Source organism: Polyangiaceae bacterium (assembly GCA_015075635.1).
Classification (GTDB): Bacteria; Myxococcota_A; Polyangia; order Polyangiales; family Polyangiaceae; genus JADJKB01.
Genome location: JABTUA010000002.1, coordinates 654350 through 679323 on the forward strand (window position 1 = coordinate 654350; position 24974 = coordinate 679323).

General features: G+C 70.0%; 24 protein-coding genes and 2 pseudogenes. 11 read left to right on the forward strand and 15 right to left on the reverse strand.

What is annotated here, in order from left to right:
- Positions 1-86: 86 nt before the first annotated feature.
- The 3 genes from HS104_19200 to HS104_19210 form a co-directional block, all read right to left on the reverse strand.
- Positions 87-1469 (reverse strand): hypothetical protein, encoded by a 1383-nt coding sequence (locus HS104_19200; GenBank protein MBE7482091.1) that lies wholly within the window; start codon positions 1467-1469, stop codon positions 87-89.
- A gap of 55 nt (positions 1470-1524) precedes the next feature.
- Complete coding sequence (locus HS104_19205) at positions 1525-2178, reverse strand: sel1 repeat family protein (GenBank protein MBE7482092.1); 654 nt, start codon at positions 2176-2178, stop codon at positions 1525-1527.
- A gap of 672 nt (positions 2179-2850) precedes the next feature.
- Entirely contained in the window at positions 2851-3057 is a 207-nt protein-coding gene (locus HS104_19210) for a hypothetical protein (protein ID MBE7482093.1), read from the reverse strand.
- 425 nt (positions 3058-3482) lie between these two features.
- On the opposite strand from HS104_19210, the gene HS104_19215 reads away from it, so the two are divergent.
- Entirely contained in the window at positions 3483-4418 is a 936-nt protein-coding gene (locus HS104_19215; GenBank protein MBE7482094.1) for a hypothetical protein, read from the forward strand.
- Positions 4419-4661: 243 nt separating this feature from the next.
- Here HS104_19215 and HS104_19220 read toward each other — a convergent pair whose 3' ends face one another.
- The 5 genes and pseudogenes from HS104_19220 to HS104_19240 form a co-directional block, all read right to left on the reverse strand.
- Positions 4662-5747 (reverse strand): transposase, encoded by a 1086-nt coding sequence (locus HS104_19220; protein MBE7482095.1) that lies wholly within the window; start codon positions 5745-5747, stop codon positions 4662-4664.
- Between the two features lie 95 nt (positions 5748-5842).
- A pseudogene (locus HS104_19225) lies at positions 5843-6142 on the reverse strand (transposase zinc-binding domain-containing protein).
- 205 nt (positions 6143-6347) lie between these two features.
- A complete protein-coding gene (gene preA / locus HS104_19230; protein ID MBE7482096.1) occupies positions 6348-7634 on the reverse strand; it encodes an NAD-dependent dihydropyrimidine dehydrogenase subunit PreA in 1287 nt (428 codons plus the stop codon).
- Complete coding sequence (locus HS104_19235; GenBank protein ID MBE7482097.1) at positions 7627-8937, reverse strand: FAD-dependent oxidoreductase; 1311 nt, start codon at positions 8935-8937, stop codon at positions 7627-7629. Before HS104_19235 ends, preA begins: the two co-directional genes overlap by 8 nt.
- Positions 8938-8947: 10 nt before the next feature.
- Positions 8948-9202 carry a hypothetical protein gene (locus HS104_19240; protein MBE7482098.1) on the reverse strand — a complete coding sequence of 85 codons (255 nt, stop codon included), beginning with the start codon at positions 9200-9202 and terminating at the stop codon, positions 8948-8950.
- Between the two features lie 209 nt (positions 9203-9411).
- Between HS104_19240 and HS104_19245 the strand changes: the two genes are divergently transcribed.
- From HS104_19245 to HS104_19260, 4 genes are all read left to right on the forward strand, one after another.
- Positions 9412-9810, forward strand: coding sequence for an SEC-C domain-containing protein (locus tag HS104_19245; protein MBE7482099.1), 399 nt, complete (start codon positions 9412-9414; stop codon positions 9808-9810).
- On the forward strand, positions 9789-10583 hold the full coding sequence (locus HS104_19250) for an inositol monophosphatase (protein MBE7482100.1): 795 nt from the start codon (positions 9789-9791) through the stop codon (positions 10581-10583). The genes HS104_19245 and HS104_19250 overlap by 22 nt, the downstream gene beginning before the upstream one ends.
- A 105-nt stretch (positions 10584-10688) precedes the next feature.
- The gene (locus HS104_19255) at positions 10689-13538 is read left to right on the forward strand and encodes a tetratricopeptide repeat protein (protein MBE7482101.1); all 2850 of its coding nucleotides are present in this window, start codon (positions 10689-10691) and stop codon (positions 13536-13538) included.
- Positions 13539-13576: 38 nt separating this feature from the next.
- Positions 13577-14482, forward strand: coding sequence for a DUF808 domain-containing protein (locus HS104_19260; protein ID MBE7482102.1), 906 nt, complete (start codon positions 13577-13579; stop codon positions 14480-14482).
- Positions 14483-14485: 3 nt separating this feature from the next.
- Here HS104_19260 and HS104_19265 read toward each other — a convergent pair whose 3' ends face one another.
- Positions 14486-15217 (reverse strand): M15 family metallopeptidase, encoded by a 732-nt coding sequence (locus tag HS104_19265; GenBank protein ID MBE7482103.1) that lies wholly within the window; start codon positions 15215-15217, stop codon positions 14486-14488.
- A gap of 127 nt (positions 15218-15344) precedes the next feature.
- Here HS104_19265 and HS104_19270 point away from each other — a divergent pair, with 127 nt between their 5' ends.
- Complete coding sequence (locus HS104_19270; GenBank protein MBE7482104.1) at positions 15345-15749, forward strand: group 1 truncated hemoglobin; 405 nt, start codon at positions 15345-15347, stop codon at positions 15747-15749.
- On the forward strand, positions 15746-16672 hold the full coding sequence (locus HS104_19275; GenBank protein ID MBE7482105.1) for a hypothetical protein: 927 nt from the start codon (positions 15746-15748) through the stop codon (positions 16670-16672). The genes HS104_19270 and HS104_19275 overlap by 4 nt, the downstream gene beginning before the upstream one ends.
- A 1451-nt stretch (positions 16673-18123) precedes the next feature.
- Here HS104_19275 and HS104_19280 read toward each other — a convergent pair.
- Positions 18124-18315: pseudogene (locus HS104_19280) on the reverse strand (bacteriocin microcin).
- 129 nt (positions 18316-18444) lie between these two features.
- On the opposite strand from HS104_19280, the gene HS104_19285 reads away from it, so the two are divergent.
- Entirely contained in the window at positions 18445-18600 is a 156-nt protein-coding gene (locus tag HS104_19285; protein ID MBE7482106.1) for a hypothetical protein, read from the forward strand.
- 3 nt (positions 18601-18603) lie between these two features.
- Here the strand turns inward: HS104_19285 and HS104_19290 are convergent, their stop codons facing one another.
- Both HS104_19290 and HS104_19295 read right to left on the reverse strand, forming a co-directional pair.
- Complete coding sequence (locus HS104_19290; protein MBE7482107.1) at positions 18604-18963, reverse strand: PilZ domain-containing protein; 360 nt, start codon at positions 18961-18963, stop codon at positions 18604-18606.
- 32 nt (positions 18964-18995) lie between these two features.
- Positions 18996-19961, reverse strand: coding sequence for an alpha/beta fold hydrolase (locus tag HS104_19295; protein MBE7482108.1), 966 nt, complete (start codon positions 19959-19961; stop codon positions 18996-18998).
- Between the two features lie 134 nt (positions 19962-20095).
- On the opposite strand from HS104_19295, the gene HS104_19300 reads away from it, so the two are divergent.
- On the forward strand, positions 20096-21322 hold the full coding sequence (locus tag HS104_19300) for a hypothetical protein (protein MBE7482109.1): 1227 nt from the start codon (positions 20096-20098) through the stop codon (positions 21320-21322).
- A 1-nt stretch (position 21323) separates the two neighbouring features.
- Here HS104_19300 and HS104_19305 read toward each other — a convergent pair whose 3' ends face one another.
- Positions 21324-22223, reverse strand: a complete 900-nt coding sequence (locus tag HS104_19305; protein MBE7482110.1) for a hypothetical protein — start codon at positions 22221-22223, stop codon at positions 21324-21326.
- Between the two features lie 122 nt (positions 22224-22345).
- Between HS104_19305 and HS104_19310 the strand changes: the two genes are divergently transcribed.
- A complete protein-coding gene (locus HS104_19310; GenBank protein MBE7482111.1) occupies positions 22346-23494 on the forward strand; it encodes a hypothetical protein in 1149 nt (382 codons plus the stop codon).
- A gap of 3 nt (positions 23495-23497) precedes the next feature.
- On the opposite strand, the gene HS104_19315 is transcribed toward HS104_19310, so the two are convergent.
- Both HS104_19315 and HS104_19320 read right to left on the reverse strand, forming a co-directional pair.
- Positions 23498-23650 carry a hypothetical protein gene (locus HS104_19315; GenBank protein ID MBE7482112.1) on the reverse strand — a complete coding sequence of 51 codons (153 nt, stop codon included), beginning with the start codon at positions 23648-23650 and terminating at the stop codon, positions 23498-23500.
- The gene (locus HS104_19320) at positions 23647-24717 is read right to left on the reverse strand and encodes an alpha/beta hydrolase family protein (GenBank protein ID MBE7482113.1); all 1071 of its coding nucleotides are present in this window, start codon (positions 24715-24717) and stop codon (positions 23647-23649) included. Before HS104_19320 ends, HS104_19315 begins: the two co-directional genes overlap by 4 nt.
- A 50-nt stretch (positions 24718-24767) precedes the next feature.
- Between HS104_19320 and HS104_19325 the strand changes: the two genes are divergently transcribed.
- Positions 24768-24971: a hypothetical protein gene (locus HS104_19325; protein ID MBE7482114.1), complete on the forward strand. Its 204-nt coding sequence runs from the start codon at positions 24768-24770 to the stop codon at positions 24969-24971.
- Positions 24972-24974 lie beyond the last annotated feature (3 nt).

Consider the following 24974-nt stretch of genomic DNA (forward strand, 5'->3'; position numbering starts at 1 on the left):
GGTGGATGTGACCTGATGTGGTGAGTACACCTACATAAGCACACCCGCAAGCGAAATCGGGCCCTGTCAGTGTAACAACTTGTAATTCAAAGCTTTTGTTGGCGCCTGCAGAGAAGGAACGCGACCGCCAGCAGCCAGACCCCGCTGAGCCGCGCTGGCGCGCCGGCGACCCGGCACCCGCAGCCGTCGTCGGCCTCGATGACCTCGCCGCTGGGGGTCTGAGGGGCGCCGCCGGATGCGGGTGAGCCGCCGCTCGAGACGGCCCCGCCGGAACCGCCCCCGCCGGGCGCGCCGCCTGCTCCGCCTGCGTCGGCGCCGGGCGGTTCGAACCCGCTGGCGAGGGAGACCTCGAGCTTCTGGCCAGCGGTCGAGTTGAACAGCAGCATGAACGCGCTGCCCAGGCCGACCAGCCGCGGCCGCGCGCGACCCTCGCCGCCGTGCGTCTGCTTGCCCACGGTCGCTTGTGCGGTCCACGTCGCGCCGCCGTCGGTGGACGCCGACCACACGAGCTGCGAGTCACTGGCTTCCTGCGACCCGTTCGTGACCAGCGCCACGGCGAGCACCGTAGCGCCGTCGTCGGACGCCGCCACCGCGCCGAGCCCCGTGGACAGGTGCCAGGTGCCGAGCCCGTCGAACACGCGCACGTCGGAGGCGAACACCGCCGCTCCCTTCGCGTCGTAGCGGTTGTAGTAGAGCTGCTGCTCGGCGCCGTACACGAAGTGTGCGTGGCCGTTCTGATCGAACCACACGTCCGGAAAGCCGCGCCGGCCGCTGCCGGCCTGATGCGTCACGACGCTCGCGCCGAAGTCTCCCACCACGTTGCCGCCGCCGTCGGCGAACGCGATGCTCGCGCTGCCGTCGGGATCCGGCTTGCCCGCGACCAGCGCGATGCGCTCGCCGTGCGCCCGCAGCCGCGCATCCGCGTCCGCGCGCCAGAGATCCGCGAGGCTCCCGAGCTGCGACGGTGTGGCCGACGCGGACCACAGGTGCAGGTCGCCCCACACGTTCGCGCCGGCCTGTGAGCTGAGCGCGAGCGAGAGGGAGCTCACGGCCGTGACCGCCACCACGTAGTTGCGCGCGACGGGGCTGCCCAGGAGCACGTCCACGTCCCAGCTCCCCGAGGCGCTGCGCCGCCGATAGCGGATGTCGTGGCCATCCGCGAAGGAGCCGCCATGCCGCGTGACGATGTGCACGGCGCCGTCGGGGCCGACCGCGATGGCCGGCGGGAAGTCGAGCCCGCCCTGGCGCCCGTCCCCCTCGGGCTCGGTGAGCACGACCGCCCCCGCGGCCGTGAGCTCGGCGTATTCGCTCGCTATCACGTGCACGTTGCCGCTCGGCCCGCGCACCGCGTCGAACTGCCGCCCATCCAGGACCGGGCCGAGGTGCGACCAGCTGGGCTCGGCTCGGGCCGTGGCCCCGAGGCTCGCGACCAGCGTGAACGCGAGCGCCAAGCGGGAGCGACGCAGCATCCGGCGAGGATAGAGGATCTGGACGCCTCGGGCGACGACGTTCCCCGGCGAGCCGTCAGCGTGGATGCACGCGCGAGCAGACGGCTCGATAGCCCATCTTGCACGCGCGCTCGAGGTACTCCACCGCGCGCGTCTCGTCCTTGGGGAGGCCCTCGTTCCCAGCGCGGTAGGTGAACCCGATGTTCGAGCAGCCTTCGGCCACTCCGCGCGCGCACTCCGCCTTCGAGAGCTCGACCGCCTTCTGAAACGCGGCCTTCGCCTTCGCGGCGTCGGCGGGCACACCGAGCCCGTCGCGGTGGCAGCGTCCGACGTTCTTGCAGGCGAGCGCGTGCTTCGCGTCGCAGTTCTTCGTGTACAGCTGGAACGCGCGCTTCGCGTCCACGGGCCGGCCTTGCCCCTTCTCGAACATCACGGCCAGGTTGTTGCAGCCGCGAATGTCTCCCAGGTCGCACGCTCTCTCGTAGAAGTCTGCGGCGCGCGTCTCGTCGTGCGGAAGCCCCAGCGCGGCGTCGGAGTACGCCACGCCGAGGGCGAGACAGCTGGTGGCTTCCCCCTTCTCGCACGCATCGGCGAGAGCGCGCGCCTTGGGCGGCGCGCTGGGCGATTCGCTGGGCGCCTTCGAGGCCTCCGGGTGCTCTGGGGCCGCGGGCCGCTCACACGCCGAGAGCGCGGCGACGAGCGCGACGAGGACCACTGCCTTGGGGCTCACGGCATACCTCCGGGGTCGGGCATTGCCTGGCGAGGGTGCCCCTTCGGAGCGCAGGGATCGATCGTCTCCTTCACTCGGCAGCGACCGCTGGAACAAACCGCCGAAAGCTCCGGATTCGGGAAGCCGGCGCAGAGGGGGCAACCGGTCTGGGGCCGGCCGTACGGGTTGCCGTTCTCGACCGAGGGCTGGTTCACGGCGGTCGCGATCGAGGCGGGGAGGACGCCACAGGTGCAGCAGGTCGTCGGCACGATGAGGCAGCTTCGAGCTGACCGGTGCGCTCGAGGTCGTGTCCCCGAACGACGGAGCTCAAGCGACCCTTCCGCTCACCTTCAAATGGAAGGACGCCTCGGGCGAGGACCACTACGAGCCGCGCGTGTACGAAGACCGCTGCCAGCCGGAGCCGGCGGTGTGGTCGTTGCACAGCCCAGCGTCAGGCACAGCGCGCGCCCGTGACGCCTCGACGCTCTACGGACCTCCAGCCGGGCGGCGGGTGCGCGTTCGAAGTGACGCCTCCGCGCTCCGGAACTGACCTTCTGGCCTGGATCGCGGCTGCCTTGGCCGCACGGCGCCGCTGGCGGGCCTCTGCGGTGGCGCCCAGGCGCGTTAGATGCGCTCGATCCAGATCGGCGCCGTCCAAGCCGCGCGGTCGACGTCGAGCTCGAGCACCTCGACCTAGAAGAAGTGCTCGCCGGGGGCTGCGAGGTCGAGCTCGAACACGTGCCGGCCGGCGGAGAGGTTCTTCTGCTCGGCGGCGATCTCGACCTTGCCGCCCAGGGTGCCGTGGAACACCCGGAGCTCGAAGGGGCCGCTGTAGTCGGGATCGGCGAGCCAGACCTTGGCGCCCACGGTCGCGCTCGCGCTCTGGGTGCGCCCGCCCATAGCCCGAGCAAAGCGATCATGCGAAACTGCACGTCGTGATGGGGCGGCAGAAGTTGACGGATCGTGTCTTATGCGATCTTCGTGTTCCGTTTAGGTTGGAATTCGGGACTCTGTGAGAATTCGGGACTCTGTGAGGACTTCTGCGGGCTCGCGCTTGCGTGCGTCGCCGGCGTGTGTGGTGCTTGCACATCCGACACGGACTGCGGGCGCCACGAGAGCTGCGTGCTCGACCATTGCTTGGACACCTCGCGTGTGTCTTGCCGGAGCTATCGGGACTGCGGTTCAGGATCCGTCTGCATGCTGAGCGGGCTATCACCAGACCCGAGGGGCAAGGCCGAGCTTCGATCATTCTGCTCGTCCGAAGGCGCTGCGAGCCCGTAAGGCGCGGCAATCACTATCGTGTCAAACTTCAGGGGCACTCGGAAATGAGCACGTTTCGCGAAGAGCTACAGCGCCTGTGGGCAACACCACTGGTCGTAATGATGCTCGCGAGCTGCGGAGAATCGACTTCGGACACGACCGGAGAAGGGTCCGGGGGCACAGCCGGCGGTGGGGGCGTCGACAGCGCTGTGGACGCTTCGGCGTACGAGCTGTGCGACGGGAGTCCCGACCTTCGTTTCGGTTACCAGGTGTTGGGTGGCGGTCAGATGGTGCTCGGGACCCCGCTGCTCACGCAGAATGGATTCTTCTATCTCGTTATCGACGGCACGTGTCGGTATTGGACCTTCGGTTCGAAGGAAATGCGAGGCTGGTGGCAGGCGACACATACGGGCGTGCTCTCCCCCGAACAAGCCACCTCGCTTTCCGCCGACCTGGATCTTTCGAGCTGGTCTGACCGGCACGAGGTCGGCGGATGGTGCGATGCACCAACCGTATTCCTCTGGCGCAAGGGGGCGCTCCTGCACTGGTCGCACAGCTGCAACGCGCCCGATCAACCCGGACAGATCATCCCTGCGCTGGGCAAGAAGACGCAAGCTTGGGTCGACGACCTTTGGCCCAAAGGGACCGCAGTCGAGACGCCCGTGCGGTTCGCTGCGATCACAGTCCCGCCCAGCCTGGACGACTCGAAGCGACCGACGACGACACTGAGCATCGATCTGGCGCCCACGGCGTTGAGCTATCCGCAGGGTTACCAGCTTGAGCAGGACGACCCTGGCTTACTCGTTTCGGAGCCTGGCCTTTTGGCAGAGTTGAGAAAAGAGCGTGAACGTGTGATTGCCGGGGACTATCTCCTGTTCGACGGCGACCCCTACGTGTTGCCGGTGAGACAGAACGGAGTGCTCTACTTCGTCTACTTCCGCGACACGATTCCCCTGGAGGATTCGAACGGCTTGATTCGTCCCCCTCCAGTAGGCAAGTAGCGTCATGGTCGGTTCCCTGTCCGGAACGGCCCCGCCCAGGGGTTCCATCGGTCGACTTGAAGCGCGTAGGGCAAACGAACTGCCAAATTCCACCGAGTCCAAGGGTACGCGGCGTCGATGGTCGGGTCGAGTGCTGCCCGCGAACCCCGCGGGACGGCCGGCAGGCGTGATTCGGCGGAGATTGTCGGCGATGCGCCCTGCGCAGGACAGACCTCCGCCTTCGGCGCGACGCTCCCCGACGCCTCACCCCTCCCCGAACCCCAACATCAACTGCTCGGGCACCCGAGCGCCGACGCGGGTCGCAGGAGGCGCCCTGGGCCCGAGGCCATGCTCCGCTAGCAAGCGGGTGATCTGGGCGCGGGTGTTGGCGACCTCAGCCCAGCGCATGGGTCCGGAGCAGCGCGGGCAGGTCTCGACGTCGGCCGCGAAGACGTGGGCGAGGAGCCAGGCCCACCGCTTGCGCGGCGCCGGCGCGTCGTCCGTGTCGCCGAGCAGCTCGAGCTGATCGCCGCACGCGGGCGCGGGCTTGTTCGCCGTCGAATCGGCCAGCGGCCGAGGCACGACGAAACGCCGGCGCGCGGAGTGGCTCGAGAGCACGCCGAAGTAGCGGAGCAAATGGAAGCGCGGCGGGGGCACGGCAGCGACGAGCCGCGGGATGAGGTCCGCGGGCTCGAACACCAGCGCGCGCGTGCCGTCCCGCCACGCCCGCTTGAAGCCGAGCTCGAGCTTGCCGTCCGCGCGGCGCTCGAGGCGGTCCTGCGGGACGGGAGGGCGGGTGATGTACTCGCAGAGCCGCTCCACTCTCCGGCGATCCCGGCCGTCCACGACCTGAGCGGCGTGGATGTTGATGCCGCGGACCTCGGCGACGGGCTGGTCGGTCACGTCGATGGCGCGAGGGTGCGCGGGTGGCTCCGGCGACGCGATGAGTCGGAGGGGCGGCTGGCCGGCTCGGTCGCCGCTCACGGAGAGGCCCTGCGCGGCGGCGGCGTAGCACGCAGCAAGGCCGGGCTCGTCGAGGGCGAGCTCGGGCGGCGTGTCGTCCGCGAGCTCGGGCTCGAGACTCTTGCCGTGCGCTCGCAGGATCTTCTCGACCCGAACGGCGGTGCGCGCGGCGACCTCGGCGATGTCGGCCTGCGTGGGCGCGACCAGCTCGCGGAACTCGAGCGGCGCACGAGGGTCGCCATTTTCGTGAACGTAGACACCGTCGAGCACCAGAGCGTGGCAGTGAACGTTGAGCCGGAGCGCGCGTCCGTGCGCTGCACCGCGACCACCGCGCCGGTGTGTGCGTCTGCGACGCTCGCGAGGCCAAGCTCGCGCTTCGCGCGCCAGCGTAGCGAGCGGTCCACCTCCGCCATGAACGCGCTCATTACCTCAGAACAGAGCTTTCGGTCGTAACCGAGTAGCGCGCGCAGGCCCCACGGCAACGAGCAGATCCAGTGGCGGATGGGCACGCGCGGCAGGACGCTCTGCTCCAAGTGGACGGCGGTGTCCGCCATCCGACGACCGAGGCAGGAGGGGCAGAATCCCCTCCTCTTGCAGCTCAGCGCCACCAGCTCGGAGTACCCGCATTTGCGGCAGACCAGATGCAGACGCCCCGCTCCAGCCGTCCGCAGCGAAGATACTCCTCGAACTCCTTCACCACGAAGGAGGCTAGCCCGAGCAAAGCGATCATGCGAAACTGCACGTCGTGATGGGGCGGCAGAAGTTGACGGATCGTGTCTTATGCGATCTTCGTGTTCCGTTTAGGTTGGAATTCGGGACTCTGTGAGAATTCGGGACTCTGTGAGATCACTCGCCCACGCCCTCGCCCGCGCACCCCTGGTTCAGAGCGCGCATGCGCGTCCGCGCGCCGCACCTCTCCGCCAAGTGCGGGCCCCTCGCCGCGCCCCGCCGCCCTGCGCGCCTGGGTTCAGTGGTGCGGAAAAACCCTCAGTGCGCGCCCTTTTTGGGCCGTAGCTTCGCGCCCTCGGTGACGTGCTGGTTCCAGGTCGCGGGCGCGAAGCCGTTGTCCACGGGGACCATGCTGATGCAGTCGGGCACCGGGCACACGATCTTGCACAGGTTGCAGCCGACGCACTCGCTCTCGTCCACGATGGGCACCCGAGTGGCAGGGTCGCCGTTGCCTTCCTTCGCCGGGTGGATGCACTGGTGGGCGCCGTCGTGGCAGGCGACGACGCAGAGCTGGCAGCCGATGCACTTCTTGGCGTCGATCTTGGCGATGGTCTCGTAGTTCAGATCGAGGTCGCCCCACTCCGAATACGCCGGCACGGCCTTGCCCACGAGCTGATCCAACGTCTGGAAGCCGTGCGTCGCCATGTACTCGTCGAGGCCCTCGATCATGTCCTCGACGATGCGGTAGCCCTTCAGCATGACCTCCGTGCACACCTGCACGCTGGAGGCGCCGAGCAGCATGAACTCCACGGCGTCGCGCCAGTTGGTGATGCCGCCGATGCCGCTGACCGGGATCTTGAAGTCGCCGGAGCGCGTCAGGCGCGCCAGCATGTGGAGCGCGATGGGCTTGACCGCGGCGCCGCAGTAGCCGCCGTTGGTGCTCTGGCCGCCGACGCGCGGCTCGGGCACGAAGCGGTCGATGTCCACGGAGATGATGCTCTTGATGGTGTTGATGAGCGAGACGCCGTGGGCGCCGCCCTTCTGAGCGGCCAGGCCGTGCGGCAAGATGTCCGACACGTTGGGGGTGAGCTTCACCAGCACGGGGACCGTGGAGTACTCGACGGCCCAGGCCGTGATGCGCTCGTTGACCCGCGGCTCCTGCCCCACGGCGGAGCCCATGCCGCGCTCGCACATGCCGTGCGGACAGCCGAAATTGAGCTCCAGGCCGTCGGCGCCCGCGTCGATGGAGCGCTTGATGATGTCCTTCCACTCTTCCTGCGTCTCGACCATGAGCGAGACGACCACGGCGTTCTTCGGGTACTTCTTCTTGGTCTCGTAGATCTCCCGGAAGTTCGTCTCCAGCGGGCGGTCCGTGATGAGCTCGATGTTGTTGAAGCCGATGGCGCGCGTGCCGGAGTAGTTGATGGCGCCGAAGCGGCTGGACACGTTCTGGATCGGTTGACCCAGCGTCTTCCACACCGCCCCGCCCCAGCCGGCGTCGAACGCTCGCTGCACCTGAGCCCCAGAGTTCGCCGGCGGCGCCGAGGCGAGCCAGAACGGGTTCGGCGAGCGGATGCCCGCGCAGTTCGTGGACAGATCAGGCATCTTTGCCTCCCAGCTGACGGTGAATGGCGGCAGCCGCGGCTTTGCCCTCGGCGGCGGCGTTCACCACTTCCTTGCCGCCGTTCCGGCAGTCGCCGCCGGCGTACCAACCCTTGCGCCCGGTGGCGCCGTGCTCGTCGGTCGTGACGCGGCCCTTGTCGACGACGATGCCGGGCAGACCGGCGAGCAGCTGCCCGAGCGTGGACTGCCCGATGGCGAGCAGGACCAGCTCGGCGTCCACCGTGAACTCGCTGCCGGCGATGGGCTTCTTTTGCGCGTCGGTGCGAACGAGGCGCGCCCGCTCGACCTTGCCGTTGCCTTCGAAGGCGACGGGCACCGCCTGGAACAGCGCGGAGACCCCGACCTCGCGCGCGGCCAGCCACTCGTGCCGGTAGCCCGGCATCTTGGCCTCGGTGCCGCGGTAGACCAGGCTCACGCTCGGAACGCCGAGGCCAGCGAGCTCGCGCACCCCGTCGATGGCGGTGTTGCCGCCGCCGATCACCAAGGCGCTCTTCACGCCCGCGAGCGGGAGCTTCTCCAGCTTCAAGCGCTCGATCAGCGCCACGGCGCCGTGGACGCCCGGCAGCTCTTCGCCCGGCACGCCGAGCCGCGTGTCCGGTCCGAGCCCGACGCCGACGAACACCGCGTCGTGCTTCTTTTCCAGCTCCTCGAAGGAGATGTCTGTGCCGATCTCGACGCCCGTCTTCACCTCGACGCCGCCGATGCCGAGCACCCACTCGACCTCCTCCAGCGAGCGGTCCGCGCGCATCTTGTAGGGCGCGACGCCGGTGGTGTTGAGGCCGCCGATGACCTGCCGCTTCTCGTAGATGGTGCAGGCATGACCCAGGCGCCTGAGCTCGTGTGCGGCGGCGAGCGACGCAGGGCCGGCGCCGATCAGGCCCACGCTCTTGCCCGTGGGCGGGCCGGCCTCGAAGAAGCGCCAACCCTTCTCGAAGGCCTGGTCGGTGGCGAAGCGCTGGAGCTTGCCGATCTGGATCGGCGGCACGCCCATGGTGTTGTAGACGCAGTCGCCGACGCACAAGACCTCGACCGGGCACACCCGCGCGCAGCTCATGCCCAGGATGTTCGAGTCGAAGATGGTGCGCGCCGAGCCCTTGACGTTGCCGGTGGCGATCTTGCGGATGAACTCCGGCACGTCGATGTGCGTCGGGCACGCCTTGGTGCAGGGGGCGTCCGAGCAATACAGGCAGCGGTTCGCTTCCACGGCCGCCTGGTGCGGCGTGTACTCGTGCTTGTAGTCGGAGAAGACGCTCTCGCTCCGATCGGTGGGTATCGGCTTCGCCATCGTCCTGACTCTACCCACTTATCTTGCCCCAGGGCAGACCCTTGCCCGCGGAGCCCTTGAACATGAACAGGCCCACCGTGATCGACTCCAGCCGCTCCCGGAGGCAGATCTTGCAGGCGAAGCTGCCGGCGGAGACCGAGGCCACCGCGTCGGCCTCGCTGCCGCACAGGTCGCAGCGCGCCGTGGTGCTCGGGTCCTCGCTGGGCTGATCGCCGTGCAGCGTGCCGCGCGCATGGACGCGGACGTCGATCGGGGTCTTGCTCATGCTGCTTCCTCCCTACCGCCCGCCTTTAACACGACGGGGCGCTTGTCCGTAGCGCCATTCGGTGGCATTCACGCGGCCAACCGCAGCCGGTCCCGGCGCGGTCAAAGGAGAACCCCGTGCCCTGCGTTTGTGGAATTGGCGAGTCCACCGAGACCCACTGCTTGCCCATCATCAAGGGGGAGAAGTCCGCGGAGAGCGCCGAAGCGCTGATGCGCGCGCGCTACGCCGCCTACGCCCTGGGCGAGGTGGACTTCATCCTGAAGTCGCACACCCCCGAGGCCGGCAAGGACGTGGACCGGGCGCAGACCGAGGCCTGGAGCAAGAACAGCAAGTGGCTAGGGCTCGAGGTGCTCGGCACCGAGGGCGGCGGGGCGAGCGACGACAAGGGTAGTGTCGAGTTCGTCGCACGCTACAAGATCAAGAACGTCACGCTCGAGCACCGCGAGCGCGCCAAGTTCGAGAAGCACGAAGGCAAGTGGCTGTTCGCCGACGCCGAGCAGATCGCCGGACCCCCGATCAAGAACGAGGGGCCACGCATCGGGCGCAACGATCCTTGCCACTGCGGCAGCGGCAAGAAATTCAAGAAGTGCCACGGCAAAGCAGCGTGACGCCGAGCGAGCTCGGCCGAATCGCGCTGGAAGTGGCGCGCGAAGCCGGCGCGCTCGCCCTGAGCGGCTTCCGCCAGCGCATGGACGTGGCCGAGAAGGGCTTGCGCGATCTGGTCACCGAGTTCGATCTGGCCTCGGAGCGACTGATCCGCGCGCGCCTCTCCGAGCTCACTCCGGAGCTGCCGATCGTGGGCGAAGAAGAGGGCGGCGAGCGCGGAGCCGAGCGCGTCTGGTACTGCGACCCCATCGACGGCACCACCAACTACGCGCACGGCCACCCGGTCTGGGGCGTGAGCATCGGCGTGATGGAGGGGGAGACGCCGCTCGCCGGCGCCGTGGTTGCTCCGGCCCTCGGCCTCGAGTGGTCGGGCCACCGCGGCGGCCCCGCGTTCCGCAACGGCGAGCCGTGCCGGGTGAGCGCCACCGAGACGCTCGAGCATTCGTTGCTCGCCACGGGCTTCCCGCGCGAGCGCGAGCGCGAGCCCGACAACAACTTCGCGGCGTTCGCCCGGGTGAAGAAGCGCTGCCACGGAGTCCGCCGCTGCGGTGCGGCCGCCCTGGACCTGTGCTGGGTCGCCGACGGGACCTACGACGGCTACTGGGAGCGCCGGCTGAACCCCTGGGATCTGGCTGGGGGCTCGGCCATCGTGCTCGCTGCAGGTGGGCAACTGTCCCACCTGAACGGCGGCGCGCCGAGGCTCGCGGAGGGGCATCTGGTCGCGACAAACGGCAAGATCCACCCGACCCTGGTCGATCTCCTCGGAGAGCCCTGAGCGCAACTGCGCTCCCGTCATCTGGCCCTGCCGACAAACCTCTGCGATCCTCTCGGTCTGCCGATGTCCGGAGGTAGCGAGAGGGACGGGTCCGGCGACGACCCCATGGAGTCGTCCAAGCCGACCAAACACCCGCTGCCGCTCTCCGATCACTACCGGCCCACCGTACCGGCGCCCAAGGTCCCGCTACCGGCGGCGGCGATGCAACCCGGGCCGGTGCCTCGCCCGGACGAGGACGAGTCCACGGCGGTGTTCCCCGGGGCCCCGCGCATGCCTTCGGGCACCGACGAGGACCGCCCGGCCAAAGCCAGGGCAAAGCCCGTCCCTCGCGATCCCGGACCGCCGCCGCCGATCCGCAGAGACGACTCCCGTGCCTTCCGCTCGAGCCAGCTGCCGGGGCGGGAAGACTCCCGAGCCTTTCGTCTGAGCGGGCTCCCCGCTCGCGACGAATCGCGGGCCTTTCGCCTGCGAGAGCTGGCGCGCCGGCGCCCGATGGGTCGCCCCGGTGAGCCGAGCGTGCTCCTGGTGAGCGCGCCGGAGACGCTGAGCGCGGCCCTCGAGCCCGCGCTCGCGCGGCACCGCGTGCAAGTGGTGCGGGCCGACACCCAAGAGGTCACCGACGCCGTGATCTACTTGGCGCCGGACCTGGTCGTGCTGGCCGGTGACGCCGCGCGCGACTCCGGGCACCACATCTTGCGCGCGCTGGCGCTCTCACCGCAGAGCAGCGTGGTGCCAGTCGCCATCCTGGACGACAACACCGAGCTCGAGGCGCGCTTGATGGCGTTTCGTCATGGCGCCGCCGCCGTCATCCCGCGCTCCGCGAGCATGGACGAGATGGCCGAGCGCATCGCGACCCTGGCGCGGGAGATCCCGGAGCGAGAGGCGGAGTCGCTGGGCGACGTCGGAGAGGCGACGCTGCAAGAGCTGGTGTCCGCCCTCGAGCACGAGCTCCGCACCGGCATCTTGAGTGTGCGCGCGGCGGGTGGCGCAGACTCCCAGGCAGTGCGCATCGTGCTGGGCGGCGGCCGCGCGCTGACCGAGACCATCGACGAGTTCGTGTCGCGCGTGCGCGAGCACGTCGTGACCGCCGAGCCCCTGCAGTACGAGTTCGACGAGCGGGCCGCCGGCACCGTGCAGCTCCTGGGCGGCCTGGACGAGGAGCCGGCCGAGGCACGCGTGGACGTGAAGGGGCTGCGGGTCGTCTTGGCCGACGCCGACGCGGCCCGCGCGGACGCCGTGGCGCAGGAGCTCAGAGAGCGCGGCGTGGACGTGGTCGTCACCGACCTCGATCCGAGCGAGGTGCGCTTCCACCGCATCCGCACCATGGACCCGGCGGTGCTGCTGATCGGCGAACGCGAGGCGCAAGGCGAGGGCTACGAGCTGATGCGGCGCATGCGTCGCGACACGCGCCTGCGTTGGGCCTCCTTGCTGGTGGTGCGCTGGGACGAAGTCTGGTCGGAAGAGCGCGCGGTGCCTGCCATCGAGCGCATCCTCGGCACGCTCTCCGCGCTCGCCGAGCCGGAGCGGGCGCTCTCGGAGCGCGCCGACTCGCGCGCCGCCTTCGACACCCGGCTCGAGATCACCGGGCCGGCGCGCCTTCTGCGCGGCCTCGCCTCCGCCACCAAGGCCGTGCGCGTCACGGTGCAGAACCCGCGCCTGCGCGTACGCATCGACGTCTCGGAGGGGCTGGTGGTGGGCGCCTCCGGCGAGGTGCTCGCGCCGGATCCCCGCGAGCTCTCCGGTCCGGTCGCGCTCGCGGCGTTGCTCGTGGTGTCGAGCGGACGGGTGCACGTCGAGCCCACGGAGCAGCCGCAGACCGCGAACCTGATGACCACGCCGGACGTCGCGCTGAACATGGCGGACGCCGAACCGCCGCCGATTCCGCCGAGCATTCCCATGCCGGCGGTGATGGAGAGCCGCCAGCGGCGGCGCTCCGAACGGCCTCCGGCTTCGCGGCGGCAGAAGCCCAAGCCTGGGAGCTCGCTCAACACGATCGGTTACGCGCTGGCGGGACTCGTCGGCGTGCTCGTGATCGGCACGGTCGTGGTGCTGGCGCTGCGCCCGAAGCAGGAACAGAAGATGACCCCGAGCGCCGTGCCCAGCGAGGCCCCGGCGCCCCAGGCGGCCACGACGGCGAGCGCCAAGCCCGCTCCCAAGCCCGAGGCGCCGCCTGCGCCGGAGCCGCCCCAGCTCTCGCCGGACGAGGCGGATGCTCTGGCCTCCGCTCCGACCTGCGAGAAGCTGCTCGGCAACATGCCGCCAAGCCCTGGCGTGTACCCCGGCGCCGCCTACGACCAGGTGCGAGCAGCGCGCAAGGAGCTCGCGCGCGGGGACATGGACGGCGCGCAGGCCGCCTACTGCAAGGCGATGCGCTTCGACCCGAAGAACGCCGAAGCTCACTCGGGGCTGGCTCGCGTGTTGATGAGCCGGCGCGACGCGAAGTCCGCGGTGCAGTGGGCTCGCGAGGCCGTCAAGCTGAACCCCGAAGAGACGAACTACCAGATCTTGCTCGGCGACGCGCTGGCGCTCTCCGGCGACATGCCGAAGGCCGTGGACCCGATCCTGCTCGGCTACGGTATCGGACCATCCGATGCCGCTGCCCGCGACAAGCTCGTGCGCGCGCAGCTCAAGCTGGGTGGGGAGGCCGCACGGAGGCAGGACCACCTGGCCGCCGAGCGCGCCTACCGTCGCGCGCTGACCCTCGAGGGCCAGAACGCCGCCGCGGCCACGGGGATGGCGCGGGCTCTGCTCGAGCAGGGTCAGCCCAAGGCTGCGACCTTCTGGGCGCGGAAGGCCACCGCGCTCGACCCGAAGTCGGCCGCGGCGTTCGTGGTCCTGGGGGACTCGCTGGGCAAATCCGGCGAGCCGAGCGCGGCCTCCGCGGCCTGGAAGAAGGCCGCCGCGATCGATCCGAACGACCCGGCGGCGCGCGCGCGCGCCATGACCACCGAGTGAGGCTTGCCGCCAGGCAAAGCGGACCCTAGTAAAGCCGAATGCCCGCCGGCAGCCTGCTCGCCCTGCTCGACGACATCGCTTCGACGCTCGACGACGTCGCGACCATGACCAAGGTCGCCACCAAGAAGACGGCGGGCGTGCTCGGCGACGATCTGGCGCTCAACGCCGAGCAGGTCAGCGGCGTGAACCCGGACCGCGAGCTACCGGTGGTGTGGGCCGTGGCCAAGGGCTCGGCGGTGAACAAGTTGATCCTCGTGCCAGCGGCCCTGGGGATCAGCGCCATCGCACCCTGGCTGGTGACGCCGCTGCTGATGCTCGGCGGCGCGTACCTCTGCTATGAGGGCTTCGAGAAGGTTTCCCACAAGCTCTTCCACGGGAAGGCTGACGAAGCGGCCAGGCCGAAGGTGGAAGAGCCGACCGACCCCGTTGCGCTCGAGCGCCTGCGCGTCCGCGGCGCCGTCCGCACGGACTTCGTGCTCTCCGCGGAGATCATCGTGATCGCGCTGGGCACCGTCACCGCCGCGTCGTTCCAGCACCGCGTGCTGGTGCTGTGCGCGATCGCGGCGTTGATGACCGTCGGCGTGTACGGGCTGGTGGCCGGCATCGTGAAGCTCGACGACCTGGGGCTCGCGCTCCGCAAGCGCACGAACGCCGTCGCGCGCGCCATCGGTGCGGGCATCCTGCGGGCAGCGCCGTATCTGATGAAGACGCTCTCCGTCGCCGGCACCGTCGCCATGTTCCTGGTGGGTGGCGGCATCGTGACGCATGGCGTGCCGGGCTTGCACTCGCGGATCCAGGGCTGGAAGGAGCACGCCGGGCCCGCGGAGGCCGTCGTGCCGACGGTCGTGGACGGACTGGTCGGCGTGCTGGTCGGCGGTCTGGTGCTCGCGGTCGTCAGCGTCGTCCAGCGCGTCGCGCTGCGCGGCCGCCACGCTGCGGGGTGACCCTCAGCGGTCCGGGTCGCCCAGGTACTCGAAGTGCATGGTGTCCTCGAGCGAGTCGTGCCCGAGCCAGTAGAAGCCGTGCTGCTCGAAGGCGTCGATCCAGCAGCGCGTCAGCTCGGTCTTCTCGTACACGCTCTTGGCGCCGTTCTGGCAGTAGCGATGGCTGGGCCAGGGATCGACGCAGCCACAGCACGGGTTGCGATCCGGGTCGATGTCGATGGCGATGCCGAACATGTGGTTCGAGACCTCGCCTTTGCGGAACGTGTTCGACTCGCGGAAGCCGCCGATCGCCTTGGGGACGTAGCGCTTGCCACGACCGTTGCAGCTCGTGCGGATGGTGCGCTCCACGCAGCGCAGCTTGGGCACGATTTTCTTGTGCACGCGGATGGGTAGGCCCATGAAGGTGGTGTCCGCGGCCTGCGAGATGGCGCTGTGCTGGGCGAAGCCCTCGAGGCCCGCGCCCTCGACCCAGCCGTAGCGCTCGGCGCGAAAGCGCAGCGCCTTCGGCAGCCCGCCGTTCTTGAGGTAGTTCTTCCGGATCAAGAAGGACTTGGGCTTTTCGCGCTTGCAGCCCTGCGTCTTCTTCTTCGCCTTCGCGCGTCGAGCCGCCTCGGCGCCCTTGGGCGCGCGCGCCGTGGAGCCGCGCTTCACCTCGGCCTGGCCGAGGCCAGGCAGCGCCGAGAGGAGCGCGCAGAGGATCAGGCTCCCGCCCGCGAAGCGACGGATCGACGGCATGAGCCCGAACCCGTAGCGCGTGATCGGGGGAATGCCCAAGAAATTCCGTCCGAAATCTTGGCCCCTGCGTGTGCGTTTCGCATACACGGGGCAGGAGCCGGGCCCGGTGCTAGCTTTTTCCCCCTGCGTGACCGACAGAACGATGTTCGAAGAGCTGGGGGAGGCGCGCCTGCGCAGCATCATCGACCGTTTCGTCGATCGCATCGCCGACGACGGCATGATCGGCTTCTTCTTCCACGGCGTGGACCGCGCTCGGCTCAAGCAGCGGGAATACGAGCTGGCCGCCGGGCATTTGGGCGCGGACGTGGCGTACACCGGCCGCCCCCTCGACGTGGCTCACGCCCGGCACCGGATCATGGGAGGACAGTTCATGCGCCGGCTGAAGCTGCTCCGCGACGTTCTCGACGAGCACCAGGTGCCCCGCCACATCGTGGACCACTGGGTCGCCCACACGGAGCGGCAGCGCCCCCTCGTGACCCGCGACAGGGGCAGCGAGTGCAGCGCCGGTCCGAAGCAGGAGGAGAAGCCATGAACCGGACCATCATGCTCGTGGCGCTCGGCACGCTCTCGGCGTGCTCGACCGTGGGCTCGAACTGGATGGCCCAGCCCCTGCCTGAGGAGGGGTTCCCCGCGCTGTCGAGCGGCGCCGGCGGCAAGGCCAGCGGCAACCGCCCGGGCACCGACCCCGTCCGCGGCACGCGCACGCTGGGCGAAGAGCAGCCGGAGAAGGGCGCCAAGAGCCTGAGCGACGAGCCGCTGCGGCCCGTCCGTCAGCTGGGCGGCAAGCTCGAGGGCAAGGTGCTCGGCAAGTTCCGCAACACCTACTACGACTTCCCGAGCGAGGCCGACCACAGCGGCCCGCCCGTCGCGCTCAAGAACCCCGAGTGCCAGACCATCAAGGACGTGCCGAAAGGCTTCTACGAAGCGGTCTGCGTGCAGGGCAGCGGAACGCTCGCCGGCGGTCAGACCGTCAGCTTCGCGAAGCGCGATTGCGCGTGCGCCGCCGTGTGCAGCAAGACCAACCAGAAGATCTGCTTCGACGCCCTGGATCCGAAGCAGTTCCCCTACGGTCGCGGCGCGACCGGCGGACCCATCACGCCGCTCTACACCGTCGCCGTGGACAGCGACGTGATCCCGCTCGGCACGACGATCTACATCCCGGAGCTCGAGGGCATGCCCCGCGACGCCGAGTCCTCCGGACTGCACGACGGCTGCTTCATGGCCCAGGACCGCGGGCTGCGCGTGAAGGGCAAGCACGTGGACGTCTTCGCCGGCGATCCGAGCATGACCCGGCTCTGGAACAAGCTGGTGCCGAGCAACGACGGCGTGACCGTGGTGCTCGACAGCCCCAAGTGCGCCCGGGCGGGCAGTGACGCTCCCGCCGTCGGCCCGAGCCCGGCTCCGAAAGCCAGCGAGCCGGAGCCGAAGAAGAAGGGCAAGGGCAAGAAGGACTGAGCGCCAGGTCGTGCGCTGAGCGCTCAAGGCTGGAATTCGAACGCGCCCGAGTCGCACTTGCCGACCCGCGGCTCGCCGCGCTGATCGAATTCCGAGCAGGTCCCCCCGACGTCGATGGCGGGGCTCCCGGCGGCGAGCGCCATCGTCTTCGTGGGCCCGCCGTTGTCCGCCAAGGCTCCCAGAGCGGGATCGGCGAAGACTGCGCCGGAAGTACACGGCGTGTCCTTGCTGCCGCTGTTCTTCTTGTCCGGCCACTGGATCACGCCGCCGCCGTCGTCGAAGGTCTCGTGGCAAGCCAGGGCGCTGTACTGGTTCGCCGTCTTGTTGTTGGCGAAGATCACGTTGGTGAGCTTCACCTTGCCGCTCTGGCCCTTGAAGATCACCGGGCCGTAGTCGGCGGAGTTGTTCGCGAAGGTGACGTTCGCGACCTCCACGTTGCCGTTGCCGGCCCAGAGCGCGCCGGCGTTGCCGGGCGTCGTATTGCCGTCGAACGTGCAGTTCTCCACCTTGGCGTCGCTGCCGCCGCCGAGGAACAGCCCACCCGCGTGCTGGCCGGTGGAGTTGCCGGAGAAGGTGGAGGTCGTGAGGGAGAGCGGCACGCCCTCGTGGTAGACGCTGCCGGTCCCGGTGCCCTCCATCACGTTCTGGTCGAACGTGCAGCGCTCGATGCTCGCGCCGGTGCCCTCCAGGTTGTAGGAAAAGAGCGCGCTGCCGTGCACCTTGGCGCTGTTCTTTTCGAACACGGTGCCGCACATGACGAAGTCCTTCGGGGCGTCCAGCCACATGCGGTCGATGTAGAGGCCTCCGCCGTTGCCGTATTGGCCGCTGGCTGCGTAGGTCGTGGCGGCGTTGCCGAAGAACACGCAGTTGGCCACGCTCAGGTTGGTGCTGCGGCTGAGCACGCCGCCGCCGGTGGAGCCGCTGTTGTTCTCGAACACGCAGCCAGAGAGCACCGCGCGGGTGAGCCCGCCGGCGTAGATGGCGCCGCCGCCCACGTCGTGGTCCTGGCTCGCGCTGTGGTTGTTCTCGAAGCGCACGTCGATGGCCTCGAGCGTGCCGAACCAGGGGTGCAGGAGCCCCGCGCCGCTCTCGTTCTCACTCCCCGCCGGCACGAAACCGTCGCGGATGGTGATGCGCTGGATGACGAAGTCGATGTGGTGGTCGAGCTCGAGCACGCGCACCTTGCCGCCCCCGCTGAGCGTGATCTGGCCGCCGCCGTCGAGCAGCATCGACTTCGGAACGAACACCGACTTGGTCAGCGTGATGGTGTGCTCGCCCCCGCAGTCGAACGTGACGGTGCCGCCGTCCACCTTCGCCACGGCGTCGTGGAGAGCCTGCTCGGTGCACGACGCGGCCGTCCCGCTGCCGACCTTCTCGACCTGACCCTTGGGCTCGTGCGGTGCGAGCTTGTTCGGGCAGTCGAGGGTCGGAGGCGTGCCCGCAGAGCCGCCGCTCCCCGCGGCACCGGAGCCCCCTGAGCCGCTCGAGCCGCCGCCGCCGCCGCTCGAGCCGCCGCTGCCGCTCGAGCCGCCGCTGCCGCCACCGCCACCGGCGCCGCCCTTGGAGTCGTCGCCGTCCCCGCAGCCGAGCGCCAAGAGCAGGGGTGCGAGAGCTGCCAGCCGCCCGAACGTGCTCGCCGTCATCAGGTGATGTTACGCCCCTCCCCGGAGGCAGTCGACTCGGTTGACCGAAGCGAGCGAAGCGCCGACCATCGGAGTGTGGGGAGCGCAGCGTCGCACGCCCGGCGGCACCTCGAAACCGATGCGGCCGTGTTGGAGGTGGAGCTTGAGCCGCCCCGGGGTGTGTTCGTCACCGGCTTCGCCCCCGACAGTGAAGACGCGCTCACCCGCACGGGCGGGGCGGTCCTGTCCAAGCCGTTCTTGCCAGCGGCGCTCCTGGCCTGTGTGCAGGAGGAGATGACCCGGTGAGGGTCACTCCTTCGTGCCGTAGATCTTCGCCTGCTGCTCGGCCAGATCCGTGAACGCCTGCGCGAGATCGGGGTGCGGCTCGTCGAGGGCGACCGCGACCTTGCTGCGCCAGAGCGTGTTCTCTTCGTGGTTGAGCTGATCGCGACGCACCACCTTCCCCGTCATCGTCTTCGACTCGCCTTCCACGAAGAACACGGAGAGCTTCACCGTCTGGCCGACGTCGAGATCCGCGCGGGTCAGGAGCAAGATCCCGGTCGCGCTGCCGTCGTGGGTGATCGCTGCTTTGACGGGTCCGTCCCCGGTGTCGATCTCGGCTCCGATGTACGCAGAGTGACGGGGAGAGATGCGGCGCTCGTCGGTCATGGCTCGCCCGGAACCTACCACACCGCGCGAAATCAAGCTGCGGCCTGGCGCAGGGCTCGGCGCAGCGCTCCGCCGACGCGAACGAAGAAGCGCACGAGCGCCCCACGGCGCTCGAGCGTCGCGGGCACTTGGCGCAGCACGGGTCGCGCCGGGACGGCTCGAAGGTCCACGAAGCGACGGACGGCGTCCGAGAACACAGCGGGCTGATCCAGGTGCGGGAAGTGCCCGACTCCCGGGTAGACCAAGAGCTCCGCGCCGGCGAGGCGGTCGCGAGCCGCGAGCCCGTGCGCGATCGGGATCACGCGGTCGTGGGTTCCCCAGTGCAGCATCAGGGGCGGCAACGCCGGAACCTCGTGGATGCGGTCCCAGGTGTGCAAGTACTGGCCGAACAGATCGATGGCCCCCGACACGGTGCGCGTGAATGCGCGCCCGGAGCCGGGCGCCGAGTTCATCCACGTCAGCCGGTCGATCTCGTTGGGCTCCGGGTTTCCGAGGTCGCTCGAGGCCACGCGCATCATCACGCGCGTGCCCAGGCGCATCGCCACCGGTGTGATCAGCGGCCCGAGCACGGGGAACGAAGCGAGACGCATGCCGATTCCGACTTCCCTGCCGAGCCCACCGGGCGCCACCAGCACCAAACGCTCGATGCGCTGCGGGTCATCGAGGAGCATCCACTGCGCCACACCCCCGCCAAACGAGTGACCCACCACCTGAACGCGCTCGAGCTCGAGCGCGTCGAGGAAGCCCCGCAGTGTCTCGGCGTACCAGGCCAGGGTGTACGGTGCGTCGGGCCGCCCCGAGAGACCGTGTCCGGGCAGATCCACCAGCAGGACACGGTGATGGGGCGCGAGCAGCGGCAGCACCCTGCGCCAGGTGCGGTGGCAGTCGCCGAGCCCGTGGAGCAAGAGCAAGGGCGGGCCCGAGCCCGCTTCCGTCCAGGCCAGCGTCGTCTCGCCCACCCGGGTCGCTCGCGGCGTATCCAGCATTTCGAGGGCCATCGTCGTCTCCGAGTCACGTTGTGATACATCGTGATACGTCTTTGCGCAAGCGGTAACCCGCTGGTAACCGCGGGGGAGGCGAGCGTGAAAGCCCACGAATTCCGCCTGGCACCGGCCGTGCAAAGCGAGCCGCCATGCGAAGACTGCTCGGCGTGGCGTTTCTGACCTGGGGTTGCGGCGGGAACACGGTGGCAGAAAGGCCCGAGCCTCCGGAGCCGGGCGGGGTGGTCCCGCCTGCCGATCCCACCCACGCGAGCGCCCCGGCCGCCGAGACCCGCGCGCTCGCCCTCGGCAGTCGCCACTCCTGCCGCATCGACGCCGAGGCGCGGCTCTGGTGCTGGGGCGACAACTGGCAGGGTCAGCTCGGCACCGGGACCGCGGGGCACGGCAAGCAGAGCGACGAGCGCACGACGCCGACGCTCGTCTCGGGGCTCGCCGAGGTGGCCCGAGCGGACGCGAGCGCGCACCACACCTGCGCGGTCACGCGCGACGCGCGCTTGCACTGCTGGGGCTTCAACGGCGAGGGCGAGCTCGGTCAAGGCAAGGTGACCGGGCTCGAAGAGGACCCGGCCGACCTCTTGCCGCGCAGCGTGTCCGGTCTCGAGCCCGTCCGCGAGGTCGCCGCGGGCAATGGCTTCAGCTGCGCGTTGCTCGAGAGCGGGTCCGCGCGGTGCTGGGGCACCAACTACGCGGGGCAGCTGGGCGCGGGGTTCGCTTCCCTCGAAGACTCGCCGTCGCCCCTCGACGTGGTGGGCCTCAGCGCGGAGTCGCTCTTCGCCGGCTGGGACTACACCTGCGCGCTGCGCGCTTCCGGCACGCTCGCCTGCTGGGGCGCGGGCGAGCAGCTCGGTACGGGTGCCGCGCTGGAAAAGGCGACCTCGCCGGTGAACGTGTCGCTGAACGACGTGACGTACGCAGCCGCCGGCGTGAACCACGCCTGCGCGCTGACCAGTGACGGCAAGCTCTGGTGCTGGGGTCGGGGCTCCGACGGGCAGCTCGGCGTCGCAACCGCTAGCGAAGAGGTACTGCTCGCGCCGGTGCTCGTGCCAGTCTCCGGGGTGAAAGCCCTGGCGCTCGGCTTCGCTCACTCGTGCGCGCTCGACGCAGCCGGCAGTGTCTCGTGCTGGGGTCGCAACGACTGGGGCCAGCTGGGGGTTGGAGCTCTCGTCGACAAGACGACCGCCCCCCTCGGCGTCGCGTTGCCAGAGCGCATCGTCGAGCTCGCGGCGGGCTGGGACCACTCCTGCGCCCTGGGCGAGAGCGGCGCGCTCTACTGCTGGGGCGCCAACGACCGCGGGCAGCTGGGCCAAGGCACCCTGGGCGGGAGCATTGCGCTGCCGGCCGAGGTCTTCTTCGACTGACTCACGGGTGCTCCTGCCACCAGTCCGTCTCCGAGCGCGGGTCCATGAAGCTGCCGCTGTCGCGCACGGTCACGAGGGTCTGCCCCGCGCACGCGGTGCCGAGCACGTCTCCACCGTGCAGCGCCGGCAGCTGCTTGCGACCAGCCGCGTCGTCGGAGTCGTACCGCGAGCGCAGCGCCGGCGCAGGGCAGATGCCCACGATGCTGATGGTGTAGCCGACCACCACGTTGTCCTCGCCGGTGTACTTGAGCGTGATGGAGTCCCCGTCCACGTAGAGCGCTCGGGCCTGGAGGCCACCCGAAGCAATCTCGTAGCCGCTCTGGGGCAGCTTCAGCGTCTGCCCCGCGCTGGTCTTGAAGGTCGAGGCGGTCACCGGCCAGGGCATGTTCGAGAGCGCACCCTTGCAGCCGTGCTGACCGCAGCTCCAGTCCCAGTCGTACATCCGGAAGTTCGCTGCGAAAGGCTGGCCCGGCGGGTCGAAGAGCGTGTGCAGTCGCGGGGCCTTCGCGTCCACGCCCACCGAGTCCGGCGGGTAGTAGACGAAGCCGATCTCGTTCGCGCCGCAGTCGACCTTCGTACACGGCTCCCAGCCGCGGTTCTTGACGTTCAGATCTCCATGCTGCGGTGGCGGGTGATCCGTGGTCGGCGCGCCGACCGTGGGCGACGACGGGTACGAGCTCGGACCCACGTTCGGGCAGGTCGCGGGACAAGCCGGGGCGAAGCTGCCCGTGCTGCCGCCGCTGCCGCCCGTGCTGCCGCCGCTGCCGCCGCTGCCGCCCGAGGCTGCTCCGCCCGTGCCGCCGCTGCCACCCCCGCCGCTGCCGTTTCCGCCGCCGCCTGGCCAGGTGCCACCGCTCGATACGCTGCCGCCGCTGCCCGCGCTGCCGCCTCCGCCGGTCACTGGGTCGTCCGCGCTAGAAGCGCTGCAGCCCAAGAGTAACAGGGCACCACACAGCCCGAGCACTCGCATACGACAAGAGTGAGAGCAGCGCGCGGAGGGGTCAAGCTGCTACTCTCGGAGCGATGAGGCTCGCGCTCTGCCTGCTCGTCGTCTCGCTCTCTCGGTGCTCGTCGGACGACTCGAGCAGCGCATCGAGCGGCGGCGCGAGCTCGGGCGGGGCGAGCGGGATGGGTGGCAGCGTCGGTGACGCAGGCTGGCCCGACAGCGGCTCCGGCGGCAGTCCGAGCGGCGGCGGGACGTCTGGCGGCAGCGGCGGCACGGCTCCCGCGGGAGATTGCACCGCGCTCGGCGCCTGGAAACAAACGGCACCGTTCACCGACGCGAGCCACGTCTCGCACCCGCTGCCGTCGTTCGGCGTGAACGGCTACTACTACGTACACACCATGGCCAGCGGCGGCGGCGAGCGCGTGCTCTACTCCGCGAAGCAGAACGCGGACGGCAGCCTGGGCGCTTGGCAGGTCGCCTCGCCCGATCACGGCGGTGGTCCCCACGGTTTCACCGCCGTGGTGGCGAACGGCGAGCCGTTCCACTTCCGCAACGGCCACATCGCCCGCTACCCGCTCGACGCGAGCGGCAAGATGACCGGCGACGTCGTGCTGCTCGAGTCGAACCCGGACGCTGCGTTCGGCGGCAACCGCTACGTCTGGGACAGCGCGCTCGTCGCCACCTTCCCCAGCGCGAGCTGGGTGCTCCACCTGGGCGGCTTCAGCTTCACCGGCTACACCTACGCGCCGAACGTCTACCGCAGCAAGATCCCGGTCGAGTCGGCGTTCACCGCCGTCGGCGCCGACCACCCGGCCACGCGCCCCGGCAGGTGCGCCTTTTGGAACGGCTTCGTCTGGAGCGGCGAAGGCGACGGCTCGAAGTACTGGCGCGCGAAGCTGCAGGCGAGCGGCAGTTTGGAGGCCTGGAGCGAGCTCGGCACGCTGCCCGCCGGCACCGACAACCAGCGCGGCGACTGGTTCGTGATCGACGGCACGCTGTTCGTGGTGCGTGGCGCCAAGGTGTTCGGCGCCAAGATCGACGCCACCGGCACGCTCGCCAGCTTTCAGGAGCAGACCGCGCTGCCCGAGGCGCAGATCGACGTGAGCTGGGGCGACGGGCACCTCGAGGGGAGCGCTCACGCCGTGCTCGGAGACTTCGTCTACCTGACGGGCAAGAAGAGCGTGCTCTACGCGCCGGTGCTGAGGCAAGTGCCCTGCGCGCCCTGAGGCTCACTTCGGCTCGTCGTCGTCCTTCTCCACCAGCTTCTGGAAGTTACGGAACGCGAGCCACATCACCAGGATGATGACGCCCACGACCACCATCCCGACGATGTCGCGAGTGGTGACGCCCGATGTGGAAGCGCTTGGGACGTCGAGGTTCATCTGCGGTTCGTGAGCCGGAGCTCGTCCAGGAGGCGGCCGATGCGGCGGAATTTCTCCGACCGGCCAAACTGCAACAAGTGCCCCCCGTGCCAGCTCTCGAGCGGCGCGCCGAAGTGGTGCGCGATGCGCCGCGCGTGCGCCGGCGGCGTGATGCGATCCGCCCGGGCCGCGACGACCAGCATGCGCTCGCCCGGCACCAGCGGCGCGCGCCCGAGCGGGCTGACCACGCGGTGCGCCGCCTCCAGCGCGCGGTGCTGGAGCTCGGTCTCGTGCGGCGCCGAGCCCAGGCGGCCTTGGTCCCGCGCGAAGTCCGCCAGTGACGCCAGCGGGATGATCGGGATTGCAAAGGCGAGCTCCGCCTCGACCGTGGCCAGGAGCGAGGTGGTGTACCCACCGAGGCTCATGCCCATGACGCCGACCGCCGGGTGCCCGCGCTCGCGCAGCCAGCGCACGAGATCGCGGAGATCTGCCATGGCCTGCCGGAAGCCCTCGTTCGACATGCGCGGGTCGCTGCCGGGGAAGGGCGGCGGCTGACCCAGCCGGCGCGCCGGACCGCGCACGGCGTGGAACGGCAGCACCGGTAGGACGGCGTCGAGGCCGATGCGATCGAGCCACTCCATGGGCCAGACGCGCTGCTCCAGATCGTACTGGCCGGCCATGTAGCCGTGGATCAGGAGCGCGACGGGGCGCGGCTCGGGCCCGAAGAACGCCCGCGCCGCGGCCACGCGGTTCTCCGCGTAGCGGCCGAAGCGCTCGGCGACACCGGCCTCGAAGGGCTGGTAGTCGCTCGACCAGGAGAGATCCACCACGCGATGCCCGCCGGCGCTCCAGCGCACCACGCGCTCGGCCGGCGCGATGCTGCGGGGCTCGCGGAAGTAGCCCGGGGCGTCGTGCGGGTAGAGCTCGGCGATGGCCCGGAGGGCCTGCATCCGCTCGGCGTGACCGAGGGACTCGGCGCGGCTCTTCTTGCGCGAGCCCTGGCTACCCGCGTACGCGGCGAGGGTCGCGGCGCGGTCCACCGCCGCTGCTGCACCCCCGAGCAGGCGTCTGGCCGTGCGCTGGATCACGGGCGAAAGGCTACCCCCGCTCCGGGAGGCGTGCTAGGTCGCCGCACAGCATGGCGGACAGCGAGAAGAAGAAGCGCTCGGGCCGGGCGCGCGAGGCAGCAGCCGAGCCCAGCGAAGCCAAGCCGAAGAAGAAGGCCGCGGCCACCGCTACGGAACCCGAAGAGAAGCTCTTGAAGCCCTGGGGCCCGCTGATCTGGCTGCTCATCCCGCTCTTCGCCTGCGTCGCGTACGGCCTGGCCACGCGCGGGCAGTGACGC

Excerpts from the sequence above, each read along its gene's own strand:
- HS104_19200 (MBE7482091.1), bottom strand. The coding sequence starts at position 1,469 with ATGCTGCGTCGCTCCCGCTTGGCGCTCGCGTTCACGCTGGTCGCGAGC.
- HS104_19210 (MBE7482093.1), bottom strand. The coding sequence starts at position 3,057 with ATGGGCGGGCGCACCCAGAGCGCGAGCGCGACCGTGGGCGCCAAGGTC.
- HS104_19215 (MBE7482094.1), top strand. The coding sequence starts at position 3,483 with ATGAGCACGTTTCGCGAAGAGCTACAGCGCCTGTGGGCAACACCACTG.
- preA (MBE7482096.1), bottom strand. The coding sequence starts at position 7,634 with ATGCCTGATCTGTCCACGAACTGCGCGGGCATCCGCTCGCCGAACCCG.
- HS104_19235 (MBE7482097.1), bottom strand. The coding sequence starts at position 8,937 with ATGGCGAAGCCGATACCCACCGATCGGAGCGAGAGCGTCTTCTCCGAC.
- HS104_19240 (MBE7482098.1), bottom strand. The coding sequence starts at position 9,202 with ATGAGCAAGACCCCGATCGACGTCCGCGTCCATGCGCGCGGCACGCTG.
- HS104_19245 (MBE7482099.1), top strand. The coding sequence starts at position 9,412 with ATGCGCGCGCGCTACGCCGCCTACGCCCTGGGCGAGGTGGACTTCATC.
- HS104_19255 (MBE7482101.1), top strand. The coding sequence starts at position 10,689 with ATGGAGTCGTCCAAGCCGACCAAACACCCGCTGCCGCTCTCCGATCAC.
- HS104_19260 (MBE7482102.1), top strand. The coding sequence starts at position 13,577 with ATGCCCGCCGGCAGCCTGCTCGCCCTGCTCGACGACATCGCTTCGACG.
- HS104_19265 (MBE7482103.1), bottom strand. The coding sequence starts at position 15,217 with ATGCCGTCGATCCGTCGCTTCGCGGGCGGGAGCCTGATCCTCTGCGCG.
- HS104_19275 (MBE7482105.1), top strand. The coding sequence starts at position 15,746 with ATGAACCGGACCATCATGCTCGTGGCGCTCGGCACGCTCTCGGCGTGC.
- HS104_19290 (MBE7482107.1), bottom strand. The coding sequence starts at position 18,963 with ATGACCGACGAGCGCCGCATCTCTCCCCGTCACTCTGCGTACATCGGA.
- HS104_19295 (MBE7482108.1), bottom strand. The coding sequence starts at position 19,961 with ATGGCCCTCGAAATGCTGGATACGCCGCGAGCGACCCGGGTGGGCGAG.
- HS104_19300 (MBE7482109.1), top strand. The coding sequence starts at position 20,096 with ATGCGAAGACTGCTCGGCGTGGCGTTTCTGACCTGGGGTTGCGGCGGG.
- HS104_19310 (MBE7482111.1), top strand. The coding sequence starts at position 22,346 with ATGAGGCTCGCGCTCTGCCTGCTCGTCGTCTCGCTCTCTCGGTGCTCG.
- HS104_19315 (MBE7482112.1), bottom strand. The coding sequence starts at position 23,650 with ATGAACCTCGACGTCCCAAGCGCTTCCACATCGGGCGTCACCACTCGC.
- HS104_19325 (MBE7482114.1), top strand. The coding sequence starts at position 24,768 with ATGGCGGACAGCGAGAAGAAGAAGCGCTCGGGCCGGGCGCGCGAGGCA.